Origin of the sequence: Stenotrophomonas sp. TWI809, assembly GCF_039673205.1 — a bacterium.
Classification (GTDB): Bacteria; Pseudomonadota; Gammaproteobacteria; order Xanthomonadales; family Xanthomonadaceae; genus Stenotrophomonas.
In genome coordinates, this window is sequence record NZ_JBDJLE010000003.1 from 165,160 (window position 1) to 190,078 (window position 24,919).

The following is a 24,919-nucleotide window of genomic DNA, read 5'->3' on the forward strand; positions in this document are numbered from 1 at the left end:
CCGCACGGGTGGGGTGGTGCGTGCGCCGCGGGCCGGTGGTGTCGACTTCCTCATCTTCCGTGCTACCCGCGCCTGCTCTGCAGCGCGAGCCGCCTGAGCCAACGAGAACAGCCATGGCCGAGTTTTCCCTCCCCAAGAATTCCAAGATCGGAAAGGGCAAGCACTTCCCCGCCCAGACCGGTGCGAAGAACACCCGCACCTTCAAGATCTACCGCTGGAGTCCCGACGACGACAGCAATCCGCGCACCGATACGTATGAGATCGATCTGGACGCCTGCGGCCCGATGGTCCTGGACGCGCTGATCAAGATCAAGAACGAGATCGATCCGACCCTGACCTTCCGCCGTTCGTGCCGCGAGGGCATCTGCGGTTCGTGCGCGATGAACATCGACGGCACCAACACGCTGGCCTGCACCCGCGCGATCGCCGATTGCGGCAAGGCTGAAGTGCCGATCTACCCGCTGCCGCACATGAGCGTGGTCAAGGATCTGGTGCCGGACCTGACCCACTTCTACGCGCAGTACGCCTCGATCAAGCCGTGGATCCGTACCCAGACCCCGCCGCCGCCGGATCGTGAGCGCCTGCAGTCGCCGGAAGACCGCAAGAAGCTCGATGGCCTGTACGAGTGCATCCTGTGCGCCTGCTGCTCGACCAGCTGCCCGAGCTACTGGTGGAACGGCGAGCGTTACCTGGGCCCGGCCATCCTGCTGCAGGCCTACCGCTGGATCATCGACTCGCGCGATGAAGACACCGGTGCGCGCCTGGACGAGCTGGAAGACCCGTTCAAGCTGTACCGCTGCCACACCATCATGAACTGCTCGCGGACCTGCCCGAAGGGCCTGAACCCGGCGCTGGCCATTGCCGAGATCAAGAAGCTGATGATGGCGCGCCGCGCCTGATCCACGTATGTCCTGTAGAGCCACGCCATGCGTGGCTTCGCAGAAAAAGATCGAAACAGTAGAGCCACGCCATGCGTGGCTTTGCAGAAAAAGATCGAAACGGTAGAGCCACGCCATGCGTGGCTTTGCAGAAAAAGATCGAAACGGTAGAGCCACGCCATGCGTGGCTTTGCCTTATCTGGAAACGCAGAAAATGGACGAAGCAACCGAACTGAAAAAGCTGCGCTGGCGTTGCCGCCGCGGCATGCGCGAGCTGGACCAGCTGTTCGGCCGTTATCTGGACCGTTGCTGGCTGCAGGCACCGACAGACGAGCGCGAGGTTTTCCTGTTCCTGCTCGAGAGCGAGGACGATAAGTTGTGGCGCTGGTTCATGGGTTACGAGGAGTGCCCGCATGCCGCGCCCGCCGCCCTCATCGCCCGGATCCGCGCCCTTCCAGCGTGAGTGGTATCCCTCGCGCTGGCAGTGCCGCGCGCTGATCGCCATGGGCGCTGTGATGCCCTGGGCAGTGTGGGCGACCGATCTGCCCGCGCCGTGGGGCGTGCCGCTGGGCATGGTGGCGATGGCCGGCACCTGGTGGGAGGCGTGGCGATATGCGCGCCGCCCGGGCTGCGTCTTCGTGATTCCGGCGGACGAAGACCTGGTGCAGGTGGATGGCGAGCCGGTCGAGGCGCTGCAGATCCGGTGCCGCGGCCCGCTGGTGCAGCTGGGGTGGCGCCAGGACGGCCGCCGCCATTGGCGCCTGTTCTGGCCCGATACCCTTCCCCCGGGGCAGGCACGTGAACTGCGACTAGCCGTCCGGGCACACTGCATTTCCCGTTCACCCCCTGCAGTGGCACCATAGCCTGAATTGTCCGGCGTACCTGCATGTTCAAACCCATACCTGTCTCGATTGGCCTGCGCTACCTGCGCGCCAAACGCCGCAACGGCTTCATCTCCTTCATCTCCATGGCCTCGATCCTCGGCATCGCCCTGGGCGTGACCGTGCTGATCACCACGCTGGCGGTCATGAGCGGTTTCCAGAAGGAAATCCGCGATCGCCTGCTGCAGATGACCGCGCATACCACCATCACCACCGACGGCGCCCCGATGGCCGATTGGGCGCATGCGGTGGAGGTGGCCAAGAAAGATCCGCGGGTTGCCGGCGCGGCGCCGTACATCGAAATCCAGGCCATGCTCAGCGGTCCCCGCGTTCAGGGCGCCATCGTGCAGGGCATCGACCCGGCGCTGGAGCCGAACGTCTCGGTGATCAACCAGAAGGTCAAGAAAGGCAGCTTCGACAGCCTGACCGCGGGCAGCTACAACCTGCTGGTCGGCCAGGAACTGGCGATCTACCTCGGTGTCGGCGTCGGCGATACCGTGCTGGTCACGTTGGCCGAAGTGCAGGGCACGCCGATCGGCGCGATCCCGCGCATGAAACGCTTCACCGTGAGCGGCATCTTCGAAGCCGGTTACAACGAGGTCGACCGCGGCGTGGCCTACGCCAACATGGCCGATCTGGAAAAAGTACTGCGCATCGATGGCGTCACCGGTGTGCGCCTGAAACTGCATGACATGGACAAGGCGCTGGATGTCGGCGTCGATCTGGCCCACAACCTGACCGGTGCCTACCGGGTCAGCGACTGGACCCAGCAGAACGCCAACCTCTACCACTCGCTGCGCATGGAGAAGGTGGTGATGGGCATCCTGCTCTCGCTGATCATCGCCATGGGCGCGTTCAACCTGGTCTCCTCGCAGGTGATGCTGGTCACCGACAAGCAGGCCGACATCGCGATCCTGCGCACCCTGGGCCTGACCCCGGGCGGCGTCATGCAGGTGTTCATGGTGCAGGGCTCGCTGATCGGCATCTTCGGTACCGTGCTCGGCGTGATCGGTGGCATCACCCTGACCTTGAACCTGGAGCGCATCCTCGGCGCGATCGAGACGCTGTTCAACGTCAAGCTGCTGCCGGAGGACGTTTACTACATCACCGGCCTGCCGACCGACATGCAGACCCCGGACATCATCGTGATCACTGCCGTGGCGCTGGTCATGAGCTTCCTTGCCACCCTGTATCCCGCCTGGCGCGCGGCACGTACCCAGCCGGCGGAGGCCCTGCGTTATGAATGAAGCACTCACCCTGGGCCAGGAAGTCATCCGCGCCGAAGCGCTGGCCAAGACCTATGCCGAAGGCCGCATGCAGACCCCCGTGTTCAACGGGCTGGACCTGCGCGTGGCGGCCGGCGAGACCGTGGCCATCATCGGCGCTTCCGGCGCCGGCAAAAGCACCCTGCTGCATCTGCTCGGTGGCCTGGATACGCCGACGGCGGGCGAGGTCTACGTGGCCGGCCAGCGCATGTCCGGCCTGTCCGACAGCCAGCGCGGCCAACTGCGCAACCGCGCGCTCGGCTTCGTCTACCAGTTCCATCACCTGCTGCCCGAATTCACCGCGCTGGAAAACGTGATGATGCCGGTGCTGCTGGGTGGCGAAGAAGTGGTCGACGCGCGCAGCCGTGCGCAGGCGCTGCTGGAATCGGTCGGCCTGGGCCATCGCCTGGACCACAAGCCGGGCGAGTTGTCCGGCGGTGAACGCCAGCGTGCGGCCGTCGCCCGCGCCTTGGTCAATCGCCCGGCCTGCGTGCTCGGTGATGAGCCGACCGGCAACCTGGATGACAAGACCGCCGCGACCGTGTTCGAGCTGATGCTCGAGCTCAACCGCGCGCACCACACCAGCCTGGTGCTGGTGACCCACGACCGCTCCCTGGCGCGCAAGCTGGACCGCGTGCTGGAGTTGCGCGAAGGGCGGCTGCACAGCCTGGCGCACAGCGAGGTCTGAGCAGGCAGCAGCGCCTGCCTGGGCGCTGAACACCCGGCGGGTTCCTCTCGCCGGGACCACGCCGGGCGGCGCATGATCGGCGCACAGTCCCCAGCAGGAGGCGTCATGAAGCAGACCCTCGCCATCGCGGCCCTGTGCCTTGGGCTGGCCGCGTGCGCCAGTACCGGCCGCCTATCCACCGCGCAGAAGCTCGATCTCTACCGCGCCCACGCCGGGCCGCCGCAGCAGGACATGCCGCTGTACGGCTCGCTGTCGGGCTGGACGGCTCTCGGCGACAGTGCGCTGGCGGTCTGGACGCGCCCGAGCGAGGGCTATCTGCTGGATCTGGCCGGACCGTGCCAAGGGTTGGACTACGCCTCGGCGATCGGCCTGACCAGCCGGATCGGGCGCGTTTCGTCACGCTTTGACAAGGTGCTGGTGCGCGACCCGACGGCCGGCCCGGTGAATCTGCCGTGCTTCATCAGCAGCATCCGCAAGCTGGATACCAAGGCGTTGCGGGCGTCCGAGCAGGAGCTGCGCCAGGCGCAGGTGCAGGAGCGCGAAGAAGGCCAGCAGGCGCCGACCCCGTAGTGCCGGCCGCTGGCCGGCCAAGGCATACCGACGAGGGCACCGCGATCCCGCGATCGCCACAACCTCGCGGTCGCCACATCCTCGCGGTAGATACCGTCCGTGGGTCGGTATCAGCGGCGATCAGGCCTCCGGTACGAACCCGGCCGGCTTCTCCGCGCCACCGCTGAACAGATATTTCACCAGCTCTTCTTCCAGGAACGCGCGGTGCTTGGGATCGCGCGGCGACAGCCGGTTTTCATTGATCAGCATGGTCTGGTGCGCCAGCCACGCGGCCCACGCCGGCTTGCCGATGTGGTTGAAGATGCGCTGGCCCAGTTCGCCGGGGTAGGGCACGAAGTCCAGGCCTTCGGCGTCGCGTTGTTCGTACTGGCAGAAAACGGTGCGGGGCATAGCGTTACTCGTTGTCTTGGGATGTTGCTGCGCGCCGCATTGTACGGCGCTTGGGCTGAGCGGGCGGTGCACCCGTTTCCAGCAGCTTGCGGATCGGCGCGGGCAGGCCGAGCGTGGCCAGTTCCTCGGCGGCGACCCAGCGCCGCCCTGCATCGTTGCCGCGCGCGCCCTGTACGGTTGCCACCAGCACCTGCAGATGCAACCGGTAGTGGCTGAAGGTGTGCTCCAGCAGCGGCAGCGGCTCGGCGTCATCCAGCGAGCCGTCGATGTGCGCGTCGAACCAGTCCTGCAGGGCGATCCCGCTGTCGGCCTGGGGCAGGGTCCATAGCTGCGCCCAGATGCCGGTATCCGGCCGTTTCTGCAGTAGTACGCGGCCGCGTGCGTCGCGCAGCAGCAACGCTACCGCCTCGCGCTCAGGCAGGGTCTTGCCCGGTTTGGGCGTCGGCAGCTGATCGGTGCGGCCTTCACGAAGGGCAACGCAGGTCGCCTGCAGCGGACAGATCACGCAGGCGGGCCTGCTGCGGCTGCAGACGCTGGCGCCCAGGTCCATCTGCGCCTGGGTGTAATCGACCATGCGCGTGCCAGGCACCTGCGCTGCGTGCGCCTCGGCGACCACCCACAGCTGCTTTTCGATCGACGGCAGGCCGGGAAAGCCCTCGATGCCGTGATAGCGGGTCAGTACGCGCTTGACGTTGCCATCGAGAATCGCGAACCGGTCATTCCAGGCCTGGCTGAGGATCGCGCCCGCAGTGCTGCGGCCGATGCCCGGCAGCGCATGCAGTGCATCGAAATCACGCGGCAGCTCGCCGCCATGCAGGTCCACGCAGCGCTGCGCGGCGGCATGCAGGTTGCGTGCACGGGCGTAGTACCCCAATCCCGCCCACTGCGCCATCACCGCGTCATTGCTGGCGGCGGCCAGGTCGGGCAGGGTCGGGAACGCCGCGAGGAACTTCAGGAAGTACGGGATGACCGTGCTGACCTGGGTCTGCTGCAGCATGATCTCCGACAGCCACACCCGGTACGGCGAGCGCGGGTGCTGCCACGGCAGGTCATGCCGGCCGTGATCGTCGAACCAGTGCAGCAGCCGCGAGACGAAGACATCGTCGGTCGGCAATACGGCGCTGGCGGGAGGCTGGCGGGTCATGCAGATTCCGGAGAAGGACGGGAGCCACGCCATGCGTGGCTGCATCGGCAGCCGGGGAGACCGGTCACGGAGGTGAAGCAGCCACCCATGGGGTGGCTCTACAAGTGAAGCCGCTGCCTGGCCCGGCGGTGATCAGGCGCCGAGTGCTTCGGGCAGCAGGGCGTCTACAAAGGCTTCCGGGTCGAACACGCGCAGGTCTTCCGGGCGCTCGCCGATGCCGCAGAAGCGGATCGGAATGCCGAACTCGCGGGCGAGCGCGAACACCACGCCGCCCTTGGCGGTGCCGTCCAGCTTGGTCACCACCAGGCCGGTCACGTTGACCGCCGCGTGGAACTGGCGCAGCTGCGAGAGCGCGTTCTGGCCGGTGGTGCCATCGATGACCATCAGCACTTCATGCGGCGCATTGGCATCGATCTTGCCGAGCACGCGGCGGATCTTGCCGAGCTCGTTCATCAGGCCGGCCTGGGTATGCAGGCGGCCGGCGGTATCGGCGATCAGCACCTCGGTGCCGCGTGCCTTGCCGGCCTGCAGTGCATCGAAGGCGACCGAGGCCGCATCGGCGTTCTGACCCTGCGCGACCACGGCCACGCCGTTGCGTTCGCCCCAGGCCTGCAACTGCGCGACGGCAGCGGCACGGAAGGTATCGCCGGCGGCCAGCATCAGGCTGTGGCCGTCGTCCTTGAAGCGCTTGGCCAGCTTGCCGATGGTGGTGGTCTTGCCGACGCCGTTGACGCCGACGGTGAGCACCACGAACGGCTTGGCGGTGCGGTCGATGACCAGCGGCCTGGCGACCGGCTGCAGGATCGCGATCAGCTCGGCGCGCAGCGCGGTGAGCAGCGCATTGGCATCGGTGAACTCGCGCGCCTTCATGCGCTTGCGCAGGCCTTCGACCAGCGCCGTGGTCGCGCCGACGCCGACATCGGCGGTGATCAGCGCGGTTTCCAGTTCGTCGAGCAGGTCGTCATCGAGCTTGGGATTGCGCGAGAACAGGCCGCCGAAACTGCGTGCGATCACGCTGTTGCGCAGGCGCTCGCGCCAGCCGCTCTTGCCGGCAGCGGCGGGGGCCATGTCCTGGGAGGTCGGTCGCTCGGTCACGATGGTCGGGGCGACCGGGGCAACCGTAGTGATCGGAGCTGGAACAGCCGACGGCGCAACGACGGCCGGCGCCGGGTTGCTCACGGGAGCGGCCGGAATCGGGGTGGGCGCGGCGGGCGCGACACCGGCCTCCAGCGGCGGCTCTTGAACCGGTGCAGCTACCGTCGGAACGGGGGCGATAGGCTCCTGAACAACTGGCGAGGCCACCGCGGGTGCAGGGGCTGCCGGCGCCGGGGTCACCGGGGCAGGCACCACAGGTGCAGCCACCACGGGCGCGGGAATGACCGGCGCGGGAACCACTGGGGTCGGCGCGATCACGCGCTCCACCGGCGCGGCTGGCTCGGCAGCGGGAACAGGGGTTTCCACCACGGGCGGCAGCGGCGCAGGCGCCGGCGGTGCAGCAGGCTCGGTCCTGGCCTGCGGGAACGCGGCAGCCAACTCCTCGGCGGAGTAATGCTGGGTCTTGGCCGCCTCTTGCGGGGCGTCCTGGGGCTTTTTGCGACGGAAGAAGCTGAGCATTGGCAAAAGACGCTGAAATCAGAGGGCTATGCTACCACTGCGCCCCGAATGCCCATGGGCGTGCAGGTGCGGTGGGGCGGGACTCAAGTAATGGCCGATGCGGCCGTTACCGGTTGTGAAGGGCTGCGCCATGCGGGCGCGGCCGGGACCGCGAAACGGTGAACGATGAGCGTGATGTCCATTGCCAGCGCCGGCATGCGTGCCGCTTCGCTGGGCGTACAGGCGGCCGTCTCCAACGTGGCGCGATTGCCGGTGGCTGATTCCACGCGCCTGGGGATCGCGCAGGCCGCAACGGCAGGGGGCGGTGTCACCGCCACCGTGGTCGCCGCACCTGACGATGCCAACGCGCCCATCGCGGATCTGCTCACCGCCAAGCAGGCTGCGCTGGCGTTTGCCGCCAACGCCACCGTGATCCGGCGTCAGGACGAGATGCTGGGCACCCTGCTCGACCGCTGGGCCTGACCCGAGCGCACGCGCTGACCGCCGCGCGGCGTCATGCACCATCAACCGCGGCGGGCGCCGACCCGTGGCCGGCACCCACCTGCAGCACGACTTACGCCGACAGCTCCAACAACAGCTTGTTGAGCCGGCGCACATACGCTGCCGGGTCCTTCAGCGTGTCGCCCGCGGCCAGCGCGGCCTGATCGAACAGCACGCGGCTCAGGTCGTCGAAGCGCGCGGCATCGCCTTCCTGATCCAGCTTGCCGATCAGCGGATGGGCAGGGTTGAACTCGAACACCGGCTTGCTGTCCGGCACCTTCTGCCCACTGGCTTCCAGGATCTGGCGCATCTGCAGGCCCAGATCCTGCTCGCCGATCGCCAGGATCGCCGGGGAGTCGGTCAGGCGGTGCGAGACGCGCACGTCGGCGACGTCATCACCCAGCGCGGTCTTGATGCGGTCCACCAGCGCCTGCTTGTCCTTGGCGACGGCTTCCTGGGCCTGCTTGTCTTCGGCGCTTTCCAGCGCGCCCAGGTCCAGGTCGCCACGGGCGACATCGACGAACGACTTGCCATCGAACTCGGTCAGGTACCCCATCAGCCATTCGTCGATGCGGTCGGTGAGCAGCAGCACTTCCACGCCCTTCTTGCGGAACACTTCCAGGTGCGGGCTGTCCTTGACCTGGGTGTGGCTGTCGCCGGTCAGGAAGTAGATCTTGTCCTGGCCCTCGATCATGCGGCCCACGTAGTCGGCCAGCGAGACGCTGGGCTCGCCACTGGCATCATGGGTGGAGGCGAAGCGCAGCAGGCCGGCGATCTTTTCGCGGTTGCCATAGTCTTCGGCCGGGCCCTCCTTGAGCACCTGGCCGAACTGCTTCCAGAAGCCGGCATAGACCTCCGGCTTGTCCTTGGCCAGCTTCTCCAGCATGTCCAGCGAGCGCTTGGTCAGCGCCGACTTCATCGAATCGATGACCGGGCCGGACTGCAGGATTTCGCGCGAGACGTTCAGCGACAGGTCGTTGGAATCCACCACGCCCTTGATGAAACGCAGGTACAGCGGCAGGAACTGCTCGGCCTGGTCCATCACGAAGACGCGCTGCACGTACAGCTTCAGGCCCTTGGGTGCGTCGCGGTGGTACAGATCGAACGGCGCATGGCCGGGGACGTACAGCAGCGAGGTGTACTCGAGCTTGCCTTCGACCTTGTTGTGGCTCCACGCCAGCGGATCCTGATGGTCGTGCGCGGCGTGCTTGTAGAACTCCTGGTACTCGGCGTCGCTGATCTCGGTCCGCGGGCGCGTCCACAGGGCGCTGGCACGGTTGACGGTCTCCCATTCAACCTCGGCCGGGGCGTCGTCGCCGTGGTGTTCCTTGACCATCTGGATCGGCAGGCCGATGTGGTCGGAGTACTTCTTGATGATGCCGCGCAGGCGCCAGCCGTCGGCGAAGTCGCGCTGGTCGTCCTTCAGGTGCAGCACGATGCGGGTGCCGCGCTCGGGCTTGTCGATGGGTTCCACGTCGAACTCGCCTTCGCCGCGCGAGGACCAGTGCACGCCCTCGCTGGCGGGCAGGCCGGCGCGACGGGAATAGACGTCGACCTGGTCGGCGACGATGAAGGCGCTGTAGAAGCCGACGCCGAACTGGCCGATCAGCTGGGAGTCCTTCTTCTGGTCGCCGGAGAGCTGGCGCAGGAAGTCGCCGGTGCCGGATTTGGCGATGGTGCCCAGGTGGGCGATCGCTTCATCCCGGCTCATGCCGATGCCGTTGTCGTCGATGGTCAGGGTGTTGGCCGTGGCATCGAAACTGACGCGGATGCGCAGGTCGCCGTCGTTTTCGAGCAGGGCCGGCTGGGTCAGCGCTTCGAAGCGCAGCTTGTCCGAGGCGTCGGCCGCGTTGGAGATGAGCTCGCGAAGGAAGATTTCCTTGTTGGAGTACAGCGAGTGGATCATCAGCTGCAGCAGCTGTTTGACTTCGGTCTGGAAGCCCAGGGTTTCTTTTTGGGTCTGCACGGTCATGGGTCGTGTTGCTCCTTGGGACATTGCCGCGCCCGGCGCGGCGGCTGGCTCAAGGGGTAGGGGTGGATTGTCCCGAATTCAAGAGTGTCGGCAGCCTCGGGGGCTGAATCGCAAGCAGGAGCGCGGCGCCTGCATGTCCGTGTGGGAGGGCGGCGGGTACGGGGGGCCGGGACGCGGCGTGAACCCATCCATGGGGCCTCGTGGGCAGCATCCATGCTGCGCAACGGTCCCGGCCCCCGTACCCGCCACCCTCTACAAGGTGGGTCGGACGTGCGACAGGTAGAGCCACGCCATGCGTGGCTGCATTTCATTCCAGCATCGGGATGCCTGGCAGAGACAGCGACCGGACCGCCTAGAATGTCGTCCTGAACCGCCTGCCATCCGTGCCCATGACTCTCTTCCGACCGTTCGCCCATCCCGCTTCCATCTGTCTCCGGAGCCACGCATGAAGCCGCGTCAGCCGGCGGGGGCCGTGGGCCAGGTGCGGATCATCGGGGGCAAGTGGCGCAATACGAAGCTGCCGGTGCCGCTGTCACCGGGGCTGCGGCCCAGCAGTGACCGGGTGCGGGAGACGCTGTTCAATTGGCTGATGCCGCGGCTGGGTGGGGCGCGGGTGCTGGATCTGTTCGCCGGCAGCGGGGCGCTGGGTCTGGAGGCGGTGTCGCGAGGGGCGGCGCAGGCGACGCTGGTGGAGCGCGATGTCGCATTGTCCCGCCAGTTGCGCGAGTCGGTCGCCAAGTTGGGCGCGCAGGAGCAGATCGCGGTGGTACAGGCCGATGCGCTGCAGTGGCTGCGTCAGCCGGCCGGAGCGCTGGCGGATATCGTGTTCATCGATCCGCCGTTCGCCGATGGGCTGTGGGAGGCGGTGATCGCCGGGCTGCCGTCACATCTGGCCGCCGATGCCTGGCTGTACGTGGAGTCCCCGGCCGATCAGGCGCCGAGGATGCCCGCGCCGTGGCTGCTGCACCGCGAGGGGGGGACCCGGGAGGTGCGTTTTGCCCTGTATCGCCGCGCCACTGCTACACTTTCACCAGACCAACACGCGTAGCTGACGTATGACCGTGGCCAACCGCCGCATTGCCGTGTACCCGGGCACCTTCGATCCGATCACCAACGGTCACATCGATCTGGTGAACCGCGCTGCGCCCCTGTTCGAGAAGGTGGTGGTGGGCGTGGCGCAGAGTCCGTCCAAGGGGCCGACCCTGCCGCTGGAGCAGCGCGTGCAGCTGGCCCGCGATGCGCTGGGCCACAACCGCAACGTGGAAGTGCGTGGTTTCGATACCCTGCTGGCGCATTTCGTGCGCTCGGTGCAGGGCGGCATCCTGCTGCGCGGCCTGCGCGCGGTGTCCGATTTCGAATACGAATTCCAGATGGCGAGCATGAACCGCCATCTGATCCCGGAGGTCGAGACGCTGTTCCTGACCCCGGCCGAGCAACACAGCTTCATTTCGTCTTCGCTGGTCCGCGAGATCGCCCGTCTGGGCGGCGACGTGTCCGGCTTCGTGCCGTCCGCTGTGCTTGAGGCGCTGCGCAAGGTCCGTGAAGCGAAGTCGGGCCAAGCGTAGTACCTGTCAGACCCATACATACCAAGAATCACCAAGGGAGGAATTCCATGAACAACACCATGCGTGCCATGTTGATCGCGTCGTTCGCGCTGGCCTTCACCGCCTGCAAGAAGGAAGAGGCCGCACCGGTCGTCGAAGCCCAGCAGGCGCTGGTCGCCCCGGCTGCCGATGACGATGCCGGCTGGAAGAAGTACCTGCAGGCCGTGGCCGTGCAGAACATGGGCAACATCAGCAACAGCCCGTACCTGTACTACCTTGCCCCGGAATCGGATCCGGAATTCGCGGCCAAGTATGAGCGTCAGGTCGAAAGCGCCACCCAGGCCGTGGGCCGTGGCGTGCAGCCGGGCAACATGCTGGCCTTCGGTTCTTCGGCCTCGGCCAAGATGGCCGACATGATCCAGGCCGTGTTCAAGGACGTCTCGCCGGACTCGATGAAGGGTGTGCGCGTGGTGTTCATCGGCAAGGCCGCCGACAACGCCCGCGTCCAGTCGATCATCCAGCCGACCGGCGCCGAGTACATCTTCGTCGAAGCCAAGTAACCCGTGCAGTGGCGGCTGCGCCTTGTGCGCGGCCCGGGTGGCGCCCGCAGGGGCGTCACCGATGATCGGCCCGCGCGCCCGCGTGGGCCGGTTCTCATCCGCCGGCGCGGGCGTGGAGTAACGCCATGTCGCTGAAAATCAATGAGCTCTGCGTCAATTGCGACGTCTGTGAGCCGGCCTGTCCCAATCAGGCCATTTCGATGGGTGAAACCATCTACGTGATCGATCCGGCCCGCTGCACCGAGTGCGTGGGGCATTTCGACGAACCCCAGTGCGTGGTCGTCTGCCCGGTCGAATGCATCGATCCCGATCCGGACATTCCGGAAACCCAGGACGCCCTGCTGGCCAAGCTGCACGGGCTGCAGCGCGATCATCCCGAATTGTATGTCACGGAGTTTCTGCCCAAATGAGAACGCTGTCGCGTCGTTGGTTGCTGCTCGTCCTGCTGGTCAGCCCGAGCGTCTGGGCTGCGGAATCCCCGCAGGTGGCGCTGGCCAAGCATCCTGACGGCGCAGCCGTCGCCAGTGGCCATCACCTGGCCACCGAAGCCGGCATGGAAATCCTGGCCAAGGGCGGCAACGCATTCGATGCGGCCGTGGCCGTGTCCGCCACGCTGGCGGTGGTCGAGCCGATCAGTTCCGGCCTTGGTGGCGGCGGGTTCTTCCTGCTGCACGATGCGGCCACCGGCAAGGACGTGATGCTGGACGCGCGCGAAACCGCGCCGCAGTCCGCCACGCCCGAAGCGTTCCTGGACAAGAAAGGCGAGCTGGACCGCGACCGTTCGGTCAATGGCGCCTGGTCGGCCGGTATCCCGGGCCTGCCGGCAGCACTGGTGGAACTGTCCTCCAAGCACGGCAAGCTGCCGCTGAAGACCTCGCTGGCGCCGGCGATGCGCATCGCGCGCGATGGCTTCCCGGTGTATGCGCGCATGTCCAAGGGCTATCAGTCCCGGCGTGAGGTGATGCAGCGCTATCCCGGCACGCGCGAGGTGTATGAGCGCAACGGCAAGCCGATCGCCGAGGGCGACCTGTTCCGCCAGCCGGAACTGGCCAGGACCATGGAGCGTCTGGCCGACCAGGGCTTCGATGGTTTCTACCGGGGCGAGACCGGGAAGCTGCTGCTCAAGGGCGTAAAGCAGGCCGGTGGCCATTGGACCGCCGAGGAACTGGCCGGCTATCGGGTCAAGCTGCGCGAGCCGATCGCCTTCAAATACCGCGACTGGACCATCACCACCGCCTCGCCGCCGTCTTCCGGCGGCATCGCGCTGGCGGCCATGCTGCAGATCCTGGAAGGCTGGGACCTGAAATCGCTCGACCAGGCCCATCGCACCCACCTGGTGGTGGAAGCCATGCGCCGCGCCTACCGCGACCGCACCTTCTTCCTGGGCGATCCGGACTTCGTGGATATCCCGCAGAAGGTGCTGACCAGCAAGGATTACGCGCAGGGCCTGCGTGCCACCATCCATCCGGAGAAGGCGACCCCGAGCGATCTGCTCTCGGGCAACCCGACCCCGCTGGAAGATGACGAGACCACGCATTTCTCGATCATCGACCGCGAGGGCAACCGCGTCGGCGCGACCCAGACCGTGAACCTGCTGTACGGCTCGGGCCTGATTCCGTCGGGTACCGGCGTGCTGCTGAACAACGAAATGGACGATTTCGCGCTGAAGCCGGGCACGCCCAATGCCTTCGGCGTGATGGGCTATGCGGCCAATGCGCCCAAGCCGGGCAAGCGCATGCTCAGCTCGATGACCCCGACCTTCATGGAGTCCGCCGACAAGGTCGTGGTGCTCGGCACGCCCGGTGGCAGCCGCATCATCACCATGGTGCTGCTGGGCATCCTCGGCTACGACGATGGCCTGACCGCCCAGCAGGTCGCTGCGTTGCCGCGCTACCACCACCAGTGGCTGCCGGACCTGATCGAGGCCGAGAGCGGCACCTTCGATGCGGGCACCATCAAACAGCTGCAGGCGATGGGCCACAGGATCGATCTGCCCGGCGACACCGCCGCGGGTGGCCGCGGCTCCAGTCATGTCTGGGGCAACCTGCAGACCGTGGAATGGGACCGCCGCAGCAATGTCCTCAGCGGTGGCAGCGACCCGCGCAATCCGGTCGGCAGCGCCGCGGTCAGCCAGGCGCACTGATTGACCGCAGAAACGAGAAACCCCGTCCCAGTGGCGGGGTTTTTTCATGGGCGATGACTAGCGAATATTTAACAGGGGCGCGACGATAATTTGCCAATGAAACTATGGTCCATCCGCGGTAACTCGCAGAAACTCGACGGCGGCGCGATGTTCGGTAATGCGCCGCGCGCGGTCTGGGAAAAATGGGCAGTGCCTGACGATCTCAACCGGATCGAACTGGCCTGCCGTGCACTGCTCGCCAGCCCACTGGCCGGCAAGACGGTGCTGTTCGAAACCGGGATCGGGGCCTTCTTCGAGCCGAAACTGCGGGACCGATACGGCGTGCAGGAGCCCAGCCATGTGCTGATCGAATCCCTGCGCGAGGCCGGGTTCGAGCACGAAGACATCGACGTGGTGGTGCTGAGCCATCTGCATTTCGATCATGCCGGCGGCCTGCTGGCACCGTGGAGCGAAGGGCGCTCGCCGGAACTGTTGTTCCCGAATGCGACCTTCCTGGTCGGGGCCGAGCACTGGGCACGTGCGCTGCATCCGCATCAGCGCGACCGGGCCAGTTTCATCCCGGAACTGCCCGGCCTGCTGCAGGCCAGTGGCCGTCTGGAGATCGTCGACGGTCCGTATTCCACCACCCTGGGCGACAGCGTGCGTTTCAGCTTCAGCGACGGGCACACGCCCGGCCTGATGCTGGCTGAGATCATCGGGCCGGAGACGGTGGATGGCCAGGCGCGGGGCGGCGTGGTGTTCTGTGCGGACCTGATCCCGGGCCGCTCGTGGGTGCATGTGCCGATCACCATGGGCTACGACCGCAACGCCGAACTGCTGATCGACGAGAAGCGCAGCTTCCTGGAAGACAAGCTGGCCCGCAACGTCCATCTGTTCTTCACCCACGACCCGCAGTGCGCGCTGGCGATCACAGGGCCACCCAAAAACAGCAGACAGGCCAGCAGGGACAGGGTCTTCATGACGCAGCTCCACGCACGGGATGATGGTGCGCGCAGCTTCTGCCCGGCCATGGCCAGGCCGTGTGAAGCACCGACGGCCGGTGCTGGCCGCCGGTCAGAACGAGCGGATCAACCGACCACGCGGGTCCCGAAGATGCGGTCGCCCGCATCGCCCAGGCCCGGCAGGATGTAGCCCTTCTCGTTGAGCTGGGCATCGATGGCGGCGGTGAAGATCTCCACGTCCGGGTGCACGGCCTGCACGGCGGCGATGCCTTCCGGTGCGGCGACCAGGAAGATGCCCTTGATGCGGCGGGCGCCAGCGCGTTTGAGCATGTCGATGGTGGCGATCAGGGTGCCGCCGGTGGCCAGCATCGGGTCCAGGATCAGCGCATCGCGCTCTTCCAGGCGGCCGGTCAGGCGCTCGAAGTAGGGCACCGGCTGCAGGGTTTCCTCATCGCGCTGCAGGCCGACCACGCTCACCCGCGCGGCGGGGATCAGCGACAGCACGCCACTGAGCATGCCCAGGCCGGCGCGCAGGATCGGCACCACGGTGATCTTTGCCCCGGCAATGCGCTGCACCGTCACCGGGCCCGCCCAGCCGGCCATGGTGTGGGCTTCGGTATCCAGGTCGGCGGTGGCCTCATAGGCCAGCAGCCCACCGAGTTCATTGGCCAGCTCGCGGAAGTCCTTGGTGCTCAGGGACGCATCACGCATCAGGCCGATCTTGTGCTGCACCAGCGGATGGCGCACTTCGACGATTTTCATGGGGGAATCAGGGGAGAGGAGAGGTCACTAGTGTGCCGCAACGCCCAACCGAAGCCAAAAGCCGAAGCCGCCATGCCCGGTAGTGCCGAGCCATGCTCGGCAGGCCCGCCAGTGACGAAGCCGACGCTCGGCAGGCCCGCCAATGAAGAAGCCGATCACCGGCGCACCCGTCAACCCGAGGCAGCCGAGCATGGCTCGGCTCTACCCAGACCCCGATCTCCGCCCTTGATGTCCCCGGTGTCATCCTCATGCAACCTCCCGGACATACCGTGCTGACCCATTCTTTACACAGATTGGGGAATGCAGTGCAGAAGAAGCGTCCGTTGGGCCTGGCGATCAGCCTTTCGTTGCTGGCGGTGATCACCCCGTCGGCCCATGCCGCCGATACGCCCGATGGCAGCACCGTGGCCGGCAGCGCCGCCGCCGGTGCCGCCGCCATCGATCTGGACCGGGTCGAAGTCCGCCCGCAGCTGGAGTCGCAGACCCGCGCGGTCGACCTCAAGCGCAGCAGCGATGCGATCGAAGATGCGGTGTCCTCCGATGCCATGGGCGTCTATCCGGACCAGAACGTGGCCGAATCGCTGCAGCGCCTGCCGGGCGTCAGCGTCACCCGTGACCAGGGCGAGGGGCGCTTCGTGGTCATCCGTGGCCTGGATGCCAACCTCAACAGCGTCAGCGTCGATGGCATCGCGATTGGTACGCCGGAGGATTCCAGCCGCGCTGCACCGCTGGACGTGATTCCCTCCGACTCGACCGAGCGCCTGCGCGTGGTCAAATCGCCCACGCCGGACATGCCCGGCGACGCGATCGGCGGTGCGATCTTGGTCGAGTCCGCCTCGGCGTTCGACCGCGAAGGCCGCAACCTGCGCGGCAAGATCGAAGCCAGCCATCAGCAGCTCTCCGGCAACACCAGCCCCAAGGCCGCGATCAACTACAGCGAAGTCTTCGCCGATACCTTCGGCGTGGCGTTGGGGGTGAACTACCAGAACCGCAAGTTCGAATCGGACAACACCGAAGTGGAGTACGGCGAGTTCGACGGCGGTGCCGAGGACGACCTGTTCGCCACCAGCCTGCAGCAGCGCAAGTACGAGATCGAGCGCAAGCGCATCGGTGCGAACCTCAATCTGGATTGGCACCCGGATGACGACAATCGGTATTACCTGCGCACGCTGTACAGCCAGTTCGACGATGCCGAAACCCGCCAGCGCACCATCTTCAACTTCGGCGATGGTGACGTCACCGCGCTGGGCAGCAACCAGTACCGCGTCGATGACCTGCCGGCCGATGCGATCCAGAAGCGCATGCGCTACCGCACCAAGAAAGAAAACACCTTCACCACCAGCGCCGGCGGCGAGAACCGCCTGACCAATGCGGTGGTCGATTACAAGGTCGGTTACACGCGTACCGAAGAGCGCGTCAACGATGAGATGGAGGCGCGTTTCGAGTACAGCGGCGATGACCTCGGCGCCAGCGTCGATCAGAACAGTGGCATCCCGCGCTACAGCCTGACCAGCGCGCAGTGGATGGACAACGGCAACTACGATTTCGATCGTTTTGTGGTGTCGCCCAAGCAGGTCAACGACAGCGAGCGCAGTGCGCAGATCAACGTGCGCTTCGATGGCGATGCCTCCAGCATCAAGTTCGGCCTGCTCGGGCGCTGGCGCGACCGCGACGTCAATGTCGATGAGCGCGAACTGCGCGTTGGTCCGGACGTGGCGCTGTCGGACTGGACCACCTCCACCCCCGATCACCGCGGCGGCAGCCTCGGCCAGGGCATGAGCTCGGATGCCATGCGCCGCTACTGGGCGCAGTCCGGTGGCCAGTACAGTGCCCGCCCGCAGGATGCCGGCGGCAATGCGCTGACCTCGCTGGAAGAGGATTACACCGCCAGTGAGGACATCTTCGCCAGTTACGTGATGGGCACCTGGGATGTCGGCGCGCTGCGCATCATCGGTGGCGTGCGTGTGGAGAACACCCAGTTCAGCGCCACCGGCAACAGCGTCGAGGTGGCCGGTAACGGCCGCAGCTTCACGGTCACCCCGTTGAGCGTGAGCCGCAGCTACACCAACGTGCTGCCCGGCCTGCACCTGCGTTATGACGCCGGTGATGACTGGGTGCTGCGTGCGGCCGCCAACAAGACCGTGTCGCGCCCGTCGTTTGGCGATGTGGCGCCGCGGGTCGGCCTGAGCCGCGGTGACGAGGAAGTCCGGATCGGCAATCCGCAGCTGGATCCGTATGAATCAAAGAACATCGACCTCTCGCTCGAGAAGTACATCGGCAGCACCGGCATCGTCTCGCTGGGCGTGTTCCACAAGTCGATCGACGGCTACATCGTCAACACGGTGAGCAACAACGATCCGGCGTATCCGGACTTCGAGGTCACCCGGGTGATCAACGGCAACAAGGCCACGGTGAAGGGTGCCGAGTTCAACTGGCAGCAGCAGCTCGCCTTCCTGCCGGCCGGTTGGGATGGTCTGCTGGTCGGCGCCAGCGGTACCTGGCTGGATACAGATTTCGATCCGGGCGTGGCCGGCCGCGAGCGCGACGACTTCATGCTGCCGCGTGCCTCCAAGCACGTGTACAGCGCGCACATCGGCTATGAAAAGGCCGGCTTCAGCACCCGCGTGGCCGCGGTCTACCGCAGCGAGTACCTGGATTCGCTGGGCGACAGCCGCGCCTATGACATCTATGTGGCGCCCAACACCCAGCTCGATTTCAGCATGGACTACAAGATCACCTCGAACGTGAGCGTCTACTTCGAAGCCCAGAACCTGCTCGACAAGCCGCTGGAGCTGTACCAGGGCGTGCGCTCGCGCACCCTGCAGAACGAAGAATACGGCCGCACCTACGCCCTCGGCCTGAAGGTGGCCCTGTGATGCGCGCGTCCCATGGTCTGAGCCTGCTCGCACTGGCGCTCTTGACCGCCTGCCAGCCGGCAGCCGCGCCCGAGCCAGCGGCGCCGGCCCCGGGGGTCGCACCGACCGGCACCGACGCCTCCACGGCACGTGATGTGGCCACGGTCGCCGAGGCGTTCCTCACCCCGATGACCTCGGACGACAACATCGACTCGCCGGCCAGCTGGACCACGCCCGAGGGCCAGGTCTGGTTGATCGCCACCGCCAAGGCCACCGACAAGCTGGTGGTCTACGACGGGCAGACCGGGGCGAAGCTGCGTGACGTCGGCAGCCTCGGCACCGCGCCGGGTCAGTTCGATCGCCCCAACGGCATTGCCGTGGTCGATGACCTGGTGCTGATCGTGGAGCGTGACAGCCACCGTGTGCAGGTGCTGCAGCTGCCGGATTTCAGCCCGCTGGGCGTGTTCGGCGCCGATGATCTGCGCAAGCCGTACGGGCTGTGGGTGAACAAGCTCGGCAACGGCTACGACGTGTACGTCACCGATTCCTACGACGCCGGCGAAGACGCGCAGGGCAACGACGTGCTGCCGCCGCTGGCCGAACTGGACAAGCGCGTGCGGCGTTACGCGCTCACCGTGCAGGGCGGCAAGGCGCAGGCTGCGCTCACCGCCAGCATCGGTGACACCACCGAAGCGGGCGCGCTGCGGGTGGTCGAATCGATCTGGGGCGACCCGGCCAACGACCGCCTGCTGATCGCGGAAGAAGACGAAACCTACGCCAGCGAGTTCAAGGTCTATACGCTGGAAGGCCGCTTCAGTGGCACCACGTTTGGCCGCGATGCCTTCCAGGCCCAGGCCGAAGGCGTGATGCTGCGGACCTGCGGCAAGGACGGTTGGTGGATCACCACCGAGCAGGGCAAGCAGCGCAGCGTGTTCCATCTGTTCGACCGGCACAGCCTGAAGCATGTCGGTGCGTTCCAGGGCAACACGGTGGCCAACACCGACGGCATCTGGTCGATGCAGGCACCGTCCGCGCGTTTCCCGCATGGCGCGCTGTATGCCGTGCACGATGACCAGGGCGTGGTCGCCTTCGACTGGGCGAGCATCGCCAAGCAGTTGTCGCTGCCGCTGGAGTGCGGCGCGTGAGCCGCGTTCCTGCCGCCCTGACCGCGCTGACGATGGCGCTGCTGCTGTGCAGTGGCAGCGCCTCGGCAAAGAAGGGCCCCGAGACCGGTGCCGAGCCCAACACCCAGGTGCCGGCCGGCAACCGCCACTACGCGGCGACCGGCTTCCCGGACCGCCTGGTCGCCTCGCCGGCGCAGGACGCCGCACGCGGCTTCTCGGTTGCGTGGCGCACCGACACCTCGGTCAAGGCGCCGGTGCTGGAGTGGGTCGCCGCCGGCGACTCGCCCGATGTGGGCACGCCGACCCGGATCACCGCCACCACGCAGGCGCTGACCACCGAACTGGGCGCGTCCCATCATCACCGTGCCGACATCACCGGCCTGCAGCCGGATACGCTTTACCTGTGGCGCGTGCAGGGTCAGAACACCTGGAGTGCATGGAACCAACTGCGTACCGCCGGCCGTGCCGAGCAGCCGCTCACGTTGTTGTACTTCGGTGATACCCAGAACAAGAACCTCAGCCACGTCTCGCGGGTGATGCGGGCCGGCATCAAGGCCGCCCCGGACGCGCGCCTGAGCCTGTTCGCCGGTGACCTGGTCAGCGGGGGCGACGGGCAGGACGACAGCGAGTGGGGCGAGTGGTTCGCCGCTGCCGGCTGGCTGCCGCAGGAGACCGCCGTGGCCCCCGCGATCGGCAACCACGAGTACTTCGAGGAGTTTGAAGACACCCCGCAGGAGCGTCGCGTGCTCGGCCGCCATTGGCCGGTGACGTTCGCACTGCCGCGTAATGGTGTGGACGCCGCGGATACCAGCACCTACTGGTTCGACTACCAGGGCGTGCGCATCGCCGTGCTCGACGGCACCTCCGCGCTCGATCTCGGCACCGCCAAGGCGCAGGCCGCCTGGCTGGACAAGGTGCTGGCCGACAACCCGCACCCGTGGAGCATTGTGCTGCTGCACCAGCCGTTCTACTCCCCGCGCGAAGGCCGTGAGAACACCGAGCTGCGCGATGTGCTGCTGCCCGTGGTGCGCCGCCACCAGGTCGATCTGGTCCTGCAGGGCCACGACCACACCTACGGCCGCCGTGGCGAAGGGAAGGGTGCGACGCCGCAGTTTGTGGTCACCGTGGCTGGACCGAAGCAGTACCGGCTGTCTGACGAAGCCCGTGCCACCATGGCACCGGTGGGTGAGGACACGCAGCTGTTCCAGGTGTTGAAGATCGATCCGAGCCACCTGCGTTACGAGGCGCGCACCGTCACCGGCCGCCTGTACGACGGCTTCGAGTTGACACGCGGCACCGATGGCCGCAAACAGAAAGCCGAACTGACGCAGGGACGCATCGCCCCCCGTGACTGCACGCGCGCCCAGACCCTCAAGGGCCGCGCCGACCGTTGTTGGGAATGATCGACCGGCCGGGCCGCTGCGGCGCGCCCGGCCATTCGTGGAGACTGAGATGATCCATCGCCGTTCCCTCGGGCTGGTCGTATTGGCCACCTCGCTGCTGCTGCTCGCCGGTACCAGCGTGGCCGCCAATGCGGTCCTGCACCCCTTCCTCGCCGCGCAGCCGAAGAACGCGCCGGACGAAGTGCATCTGGCCGTGGAGATCCCGGCCGGCAGCTTCACCAAGTACGAGATCAAGGAAGACGGTCTGGTCCATGTGGACCGCTTCCAGTCCATGCCTGTGGCATACCCGGCCAACTACGGCTCGATGCCACGCACCCTGGCTGGCGACAACGATCCGCTGGATGCGCTCGTGCTGACCCGCGAGCCGCTGCATCCCGGCGTCATCGTGCGGTTCCGCCCGATCGGCTTCCTGAAGATGGTCGATGACGGGGAGCAGGATGAAAAGGTCATCGGCGTGCCGACCGACAAGATCGATCCCACCTACGCCAACATCCGCGATCTGGATGACCTGCCGCTGATCGAGCGGCAGCGCATCGAAGCCTTCTTCCGGGTCTACAAGGATCTGCCGGCCGGTCGCAATCCGGTCCAGCTCAACGGCTGGGGCAATGCCGCCGAGGCCAAGGCGCTGATCCGTACCTCCATGCAGCGCTTCGATGCGCAGCAGCGGCGCGCGAAAGGCGATTGATTTTTTCGTCCGCTATGCTCAGTGTTGGTCGCCTGCGCATCGTCGATGTCAGGCTTTTCAACGGAGTGGGCGGCAGCACATGGAAGAGGAGATCAAGCGCGGCGTACTGACCGTGATCCACTGGATCGTGGTCGGCTTCATCGTGCAGATTCTGGTGTTCGGTATCGGGCGCGTCGCGCTGTTCGCCTTCAGCGGCGGCCGCTTTGGAAAAGACGATTGGACGGCCGCACACCAGAACTGGACCTATTTCACCGGCTTCGCGGTGATCGCCTTGATGTGGACCCTGATCGCGCTCTACAACAACGGTCTGCTCTGGTAGCGATGCCGGGCGATCACACCCGGCTCGCATTCGCCTTCTGCAGTCGCCGCAGGAACACGGCCATCTCCTTGGCCGCCTGCTTGTCGCCGTTGGTCTCGGCGACGGTACTGCCGTCGCGCCACGCCTGTGCTGCCGCGTCCGTATCGCCGGCCGCCAGATGTGCTTTACCCAGCCATTTCCAGCCTGCCGAGTAGCGCGGGTCCTGTGCGACACAGCCCTGCAGATGGATGACCGCCTCCGCGGTGTCACCCGCGTCGAGCAGGGCCTTGCCCAGGCCGAAGCGGAGCAGGGCACTGTCGCGACCACGCTCGAGCAGACGTTGCAGTGCGGGGATATCCATCGATGTCTCTACCGTGCAGTACCGGCGCCCATCATCGCCCGCCGGCGGCCTGGTAACGGCGCGCCACTTCGGCCCAGTCGATCAGCTCGAAGAAGGCGGCGATGTAGTCCGGGCGGCGGTTCTGGTAGTTGAGGTAGTAGGCGTGTTCCCACACATCCAGCCCCAGGATCGGCGTGCCACCGGAAAGGCCGGCGAACTCGCCCATCAGCGGGTTGTCCTGGTTCGGGCTGCTCTCCACCAGAAGCGTGCCGTCGCGGGTCAGCGTCAACCACGCCCAGCCGCTGCCGAAGCGGCTCTGCGCGGCCTTGGTTAAGGCCTCCTTGAACGCGGCGTAGCCGCCGAGATCGCGCTCGATCGCCTGAGCCACCGTGCCTTCCGGCGTGCTCCCGTTGGCGGTCAGCACCGTCCAGAACAGGCTGTGATTGGCATGTCCGCCGCCGTTGTTGCGGACGGCGTTGCGCACCCCCTCGGGCAGAGAGCCGATATCGGCGATCAGTGCATCGATATCCGTGCTCTGGATCCCGGCATCGGCGAGCGCGGCATTGAGGTTGGTGATGTAGGCCTGGTGGTGTTTGGCATGATGGATTTCCATCGTGCGTGCATCGAAGTGCGGTTCGAGTGCGTCGTAGGCGTAGGGCAGGGCGGGGAGGGTGTAGGCCATGGATATCTCCGGAAGAGCAGATGAGGGCGGTGCCGGCACGCAGCACGGTGATGCCACGATAGAACCTCAAGCACGATTGAGGTCAAGCGCGGCGATGTGGAACAGTGCGGGCCATTCACGCGCGATCGCTGCCTCCCCTTCACCTGTACTGGCTATCATTGCCTCAAGAATCTTCCGGGGTAGTCTCGTGTCGGTAGCGCTGGTGTGGTTTCGTCGTGATCTGCGGTTGCAGGACAACCCGGCCCTGCAGGCCGCCTTGGACGCAGGCCACGTGCCGGTGCCGGTCTACATCCATGCGCCGCAGGAGGAGGGCGACTGGACCCCGGGCGCTGCATCGGATACGTGGCTGCATCGCTCACTCACCGCGCTGGACGCCGAGCTCCGCGCGCGCGGCTCCTCGCTGGTGCTCCGCCAGGGCGACAGCCAGGCACAGCTGCAGCAGCTGATCGAGCAGACCGGTGCAGTCGCGGTGTACTGGAACCGCAAGTACGAGCCGGCCACGCAGCCACGCGATGCGAAGATCAAGCGGGAACTGCGCGAGCAGGGTATCGATGCCGAAAGCCACAACGGCAGCCTGATGTTCGAACCGTGGGATGTGGCGACCCAGCAGGGTGGCCCGTACAAGGTGTTCACCCCGTTCTGGCGCAATGCGCTGACCCGTCTGCAGTTGCCGGCCCCGACCCGATTGCCGGATCGGCTGCCCGCGCACAGCGCCAGCGGCGAGAGCCTCGACACGCTCGGCCTGGCACCGTCGATTCCGTGGGATCGGCAGTTCTGGGACCACTGGCAACCGGGCGAGGCGGGCGCGCACGAGGCGCTGGGCGTCTTCATCGACGGTGCACTCAACGGGTATCGCGAGCAGCGTGATCTGCCGGACCGTGTGGGCACCTCGATGCTGTCGCCGCATCTGCATTTCGGCGAGATCGCACCGTGGCAGATCGCGCGTCGTCTGCAGGGCGAGCGCAGCGCCAGTCGCGATGCCGACATCGACGGCTACATCCGCGAGTTGGGCTGGCGCGAGTTTTCGTATCACCTGCTGCATCACTTCCCGCAGACCCCGGATCACAACCTCAACCCGCGCTTCGATCAGTTCGACTGGGCCAAGCCCGATGCCGACGCGCTGCGTGCGTGGCAGCAGGGCCGTACCGGCATCCCGATCGTGGATGCGGGGATGCGCGAGCTGTGGGCCACCGGCTACATGCACAACCGCGTGCGCATGATCGTCGCCAGCTATCTGTGCAAGCACATGCGCCAGCATTGGCGCGAAGGCGCGCGCTGGTTCTGGGACACCCTGGTCGACGCGGATCTGGCCAACAACACCATGGGGTGGCAATGGGTTGCCGGCACGGGGGCGGACGCGGCGCCTTACTTCCGGATCTTCAATCCGGTCACGCAGTCGCAGAAGTTCGACCCGCAGGCGCGCTACATCACCCGCTGGGTGCCGGAACTGGAAGCGCTTCCGCTGAAGGCACGCTTCGCACCGTGGCAATCGCCGCAGCTGCTGGCCGAGCTCGCGCCGGGCTACCCGGCATTGCCACTGGTGGATCTGAGCGAGGGTCGGGATGCCGCGTTGGCAGCGTATCGGCATACCGGCGGGGCGTGACCGGCACCTCGGATCGAGGGCCGCAGCCGTAAACGTTTACCTGAACAGGGAGCTGCCGAGCGTGCCATTCATCATGCCGGCATCGCGTTGGGCTGTT

General features: G+C 66.6%; 25 protein-coding genes and 1 pseudogene. 19 read left to right on the forward strand and 7 right to left on the reverse strand.

The features are described from left to right. The first annotated feature begins 113 nt into the window (after window positions 1-113). The 6 genes from ABE472_RS03875 (at window position 114) to ABE472_RS03900 (ending at window position 4,282) form a co-directional block, all read left to right on the forward strand. Window positions 114-899 (forward strand): succinate dehydrogenase iron-sulfur subunit, encoded by a 786-nt coding sequence (locus tag ABE472_RS03875; protein WP_088432210.1) that lies wholly within the window; start codon window positions 114-116, stop codon window positions 897-899. Between the two features lie 193 nt (window positions 900-1,092). Next, window positions 1,093-1,341: a succinate dehydrogenase assembly factor 2 gene (locus ABE472_RS03880; protein ID WP_019183252.1), complete on the forward strand. Its 249-nt coding sequence runs from the start codon at window positions 1,093-1,095 to the stop codon at window positions 1,339-1,341. After that, complete coding sequence (locus tag ABE472_RS03885) at window positions 1,292-1,741, forward strand: hypothetical protein (RefSeq protein ID WP_346465536.1); 450 nt, start codon at window positions 1,292-1,294, stop codon at window positions 1,739-1,741. Before ABE472_RS03880 ends, ABE472_RS03885 begins: the two co-directional genes overlap by 50 nt. Window positions 1,742-1,764: 23 nt before the next feature. Next, window positions 1,765-3,006: a lipoprotein-releasing ABC transporter permease subunit gene (locus ABE472_RS03890; RefSeq protein WP_088432207.1), complete on the forward strand. Its 1,242-nt coding sequence runs from the start codon at window positions 1,765-1,767 to the stop codon at window positions 3,004-3,006. Beyond that, a complete protein-coding gene (gene lolD / locus ABE472_RS03895; RefSeq protein WP_346465538.1) occupies window positions 2,999-3,712 on the forward strand; it encodes a lipoprotein-releasing ABC transporter ATP-binding protein LolD in 714 nt (237 codons plus the stop codon). Before ABE472_RS03890 ends, lolD begins: the two co-directional genes overlap by 8 nt. Window positions 3,713-3,817: 105 nt before the next feature. After that, window positions 3,818-4,282: a DUF6491 family protein gene (locus ABE472_RS03900; protein ID WP_088432205.1), complete on the forward strand. Its 465-nt coding sequence runs from the start codon at window positions 3,818-3,820 to the stop codon at window positions 4,280-4,282. Window positions 4,283-4,402: 120 nt separating this feature from the next. Here ABE472_RS03900 and ABE472_RS03905 read toward each other — a convergent pair whose 3' ends face one another. From ABE472_RS03905 to ftsY, 3 genes are all read right to left on the reverse strand, one after another. Beyond that, on the reverse strand, window positions 4,403-4,672 hold the full coding sequence (locus ABE472_RS03905; RefSeq protein WP_019183247.1) for an oxidative damage protection protein: 270 nt from the start codon (window positions 4,670-4,672) through the stop codon (window positions 4,403-4,405). Window positions 4,673-4,676: 4 nt separating this feature from the next. Beyond that, window positions 4,677-5,816, reverse strand: a complete 1,140-nt coding sequence (gene mutY / locus ABE472_RS03910) for an A/G-specific adenine glycosylase (RefSeq protein WP_346465541.1) — start codon at window positions 5,814-5,816, stop codon at window positions 4,677-4,679. 132 nt (window positions 5,817-5,948) lie between these two features. Continuing rightward, entirely contained in the window at window positions 5,949-7,430 is a 1,482-nt protein-coding gene (ftsY, locus tag ABE472_RS03915; RefSeq protein ID WP_346465543.1) for a signal recognition particle-docking protein FtsY, read from the reverse strand. A 165-nt stretch (window positions 7,431-7,595) separates the two neighbouring features. Here ftsY and ABE472_RS03920 point away from each other — a divergent pair, with 165 nt between their 5' ends. Continuing rightward, window positions 7,596-7,892 (forward strand): hypothetical protein, encoded by a 297-nt coding sequence (locus tag ABE472_RS03920; protein ID WP_313211481.1) that lies wholly within the window; start codon window positions 7,596-7,598, stop codon window positions 7,890-7,892. 91 nt (window positions 7,893-7,983) lie between these two features. Here ABE472_RS03920 and htpG read toward each other — a convergent pair whose 3' ends face one another. After that, window positions 7,984-9,882, reverse strand: a complete 1,899-nt coding sequence (gene htpG / locus ABE472_RS03925) for a molecular chaperone HtpG (RefSeq protein ID WP_313217930.1) — start codon at window positions 9,880-9,882, stop codon at window positions 7,984-7,986. A 445-nt stretch (window positions 9,883-10,327) separates the two neighbouring features. On the opposite strand from htpG, the gene rsmD reads away from it, so the two are divergent. The 6 genes and pseudogenes from rsmD to ABE472_RS03955 all read left to right on the forward strand — a co-directional run. Then, a complete protein-coding gene (gene rsmD / locus ABE472_RS03930) occupies window positions 10,328-10,930 on the forward strand; it encodes a 16S rRNA (guanine(966)-N(2))-methyltransferase RsmD (protein ID WP_346465546.1) in 603 nt (200 codons plus the stop codon). A 7-nt stretch (window positions 10,931-10,937) separates the two neighbouring features. Next, complete coding sequence (gene coaD / locus ABE472_RS03935; RefSeq protein WP_313211488.1) at window positions 10,938-11,447, forward strand: pantetheine-phosphate adenylyltransferase; 510 nt, start codon at window positions 10,938-10,940, stop codon at window positions 11,445-11,447. Between the two features lie 47 nt (window positions 11,448-11,494). Continuing rightward, entirely contained in the window at window positions 11,495-11,986 is a 492-nt protein-coding gene (locus ABE472_RS03940) for a hypothetical protein (protein WP_019183240.1), read from the forward strand. Between the two features lie 125 nt (window positions 11,987-12,111). Beyond that, a complete protein-coding gene (locus ABE472_RS03945; protein WP_070427136.1) occupies window positions 12,112-12,396 on the forward strand; it encodes a YfhL family 4Fe-4S dicluster ferredoxin in 285 nt (94 codons plus the stop codon). After that, complete coding sequence (ggt, locus tag ABE472_RS03950) at window positions 12,393-14,129, forward strand: gamma-glutamyltransferase (RefSeq protein ID WP_313217933.1); 1,737 nt, start codon at window positions 12,393-12,395, stop codon at window positions 14,127-14,129. The genes ABE472_RS03945 and ggt overlap by 4 nt, the downstream gene beginning before the upstream one ends. 96 nt (window positions 14,130-14,225) lie before the next feature. Next, window positions 14,226-15,035, forward strand: a pseudogene (locus tag ABE472_RS03955) (MBL fold metallo-hydrolase); the annotation flags it as partial. A gap of 161 nt (window positions 15,036-15,196) precedes the next feature. On the opposite strand, the gene upp reads toward ABE472_RS03955, so the two are convergent. Further along, on the reverse strand, window positions 15,197-15,832 hold the full coding sequence (gene upp, locus ABE472_RS03960; RefSeq protein WP_019183235.1) for a uracil phosphoribosyltransferase: 636 nt from the start codon (window positions 15,830-15,832) through the stop codon (window positions 15,197-15,199). A gap of 305 nt (window positions 15,833-16,137) precedes the next feature. Between upp and ABE472_RS03965 the strand changes: the two genes are divergently transcribed. From ABE472_RS03965 to ABE472_RS03985, 5 genes are all read left to right on the forward strand, one after another. Beyond that, complete coding sequence (locus ABE472_RS03965; protein ID WP_346465548.1) at window positions 16,138-18,708, forward strand: TonB-dependent receptor; 2,571 nt, start codon at window positions 16,138-16,140, stop codon at window positions 18,706-18,708. Continuing rightward, window positions 18,708-19,832 (forward strand): phytase, encoded by a 1,125-nt coding sequence (locus ABE472_RS03970; RefSeq protein WP_346465550.1) that lies wholly within the window; start codon window positions 18,708-18,710, stop codon window positions 19,830-19,832. Before ABE472_RS03965 ends, ABE472_RS03970 begins: the two co-directional genes overlap by 1 nt. Before the next feature lie 32 nt (window positions 19,833-19,864). Next, window positions 19,865-21,214, forward strand: coding sequence for a metallophosphoesterase family protein (locus ABE472_RS03975; RefSeq protein ID WP_346465614.1), 1,350 nt, complete (start codon window positions 19,865-19,867; stop codon window positions 21,212-21,214). A gap of 49 nt (window positions 21,215-21,263) precedes the next feature. Continuing rightward, window positions 21,264-21,899: an inorganic diphosphatase gene (locus tag ABE472_RS03980; protein WP_346465552.1), complete on the forward strand. Its 636-nt coding sequence runs from the start codon at window positions 21,264-21,266 to the stop codon at window positions 21,897-21,899. Between the two features lie 79 nt (window positions 21,900-21,978). Next, window positions 21,979-22,218, forward strand: a complete 240-nt coding sequence (locus tag ABE472_RS03985; RefSeq protein WP_346465553.1) for a hypothetical protein — start codon at window positions 21,979-21,981, stop codon at window positions 22,216-22,218. 13 nt (window positions 22,219-22,231) lie between these two features. On the opposite strand, the gene ABE472_RS03990 is transcribed toward ABE472_RS03985, so the two are convergent. Beyond that, window positions 22,232-22,558: a tetratricopeptide repeat protein gene (locus ABE472_RS03990; RefSeq protein WP_313211507.1), complete on the reverse strand. Its 327-nt coding sequence runs from the start codon at window positions 22,556-22,558 to the stop codon at window positions 22,232-22,234. A gap of 31 nt (window positions 22,559-22,589) precedes the next feature. Next, a complete protein-coding gene (locus ABE472_RS03995) occupies window positions 22,590-23,219 on the reverse strand; it encodes a superoxide dismutase (protein ID WP_346465554.1) in 630 nt (209 codons plus the stop codon). A 187-nt stretch (window positions 23,220-23,406) separates the two neighbouring features. Here ABE472_RS03995 and ABE472_RS04000 point away from each other — a divergent pair, with 187 nt between their 5' ends. Next, window positions 23,407-24,822: a deoxyribodipyrimidine photo-lyase gene (locus ABE472_RS04000; protein ID WP_346465556.1), complete on the forward strand. Its 1,416-nt coding sequence runs from the start codon at window positions 23,407-23,409 to the stop codon at window positions 24,820-24,822. Window positions 24,823-24,919: the final 97 nt, after the last annotated feature.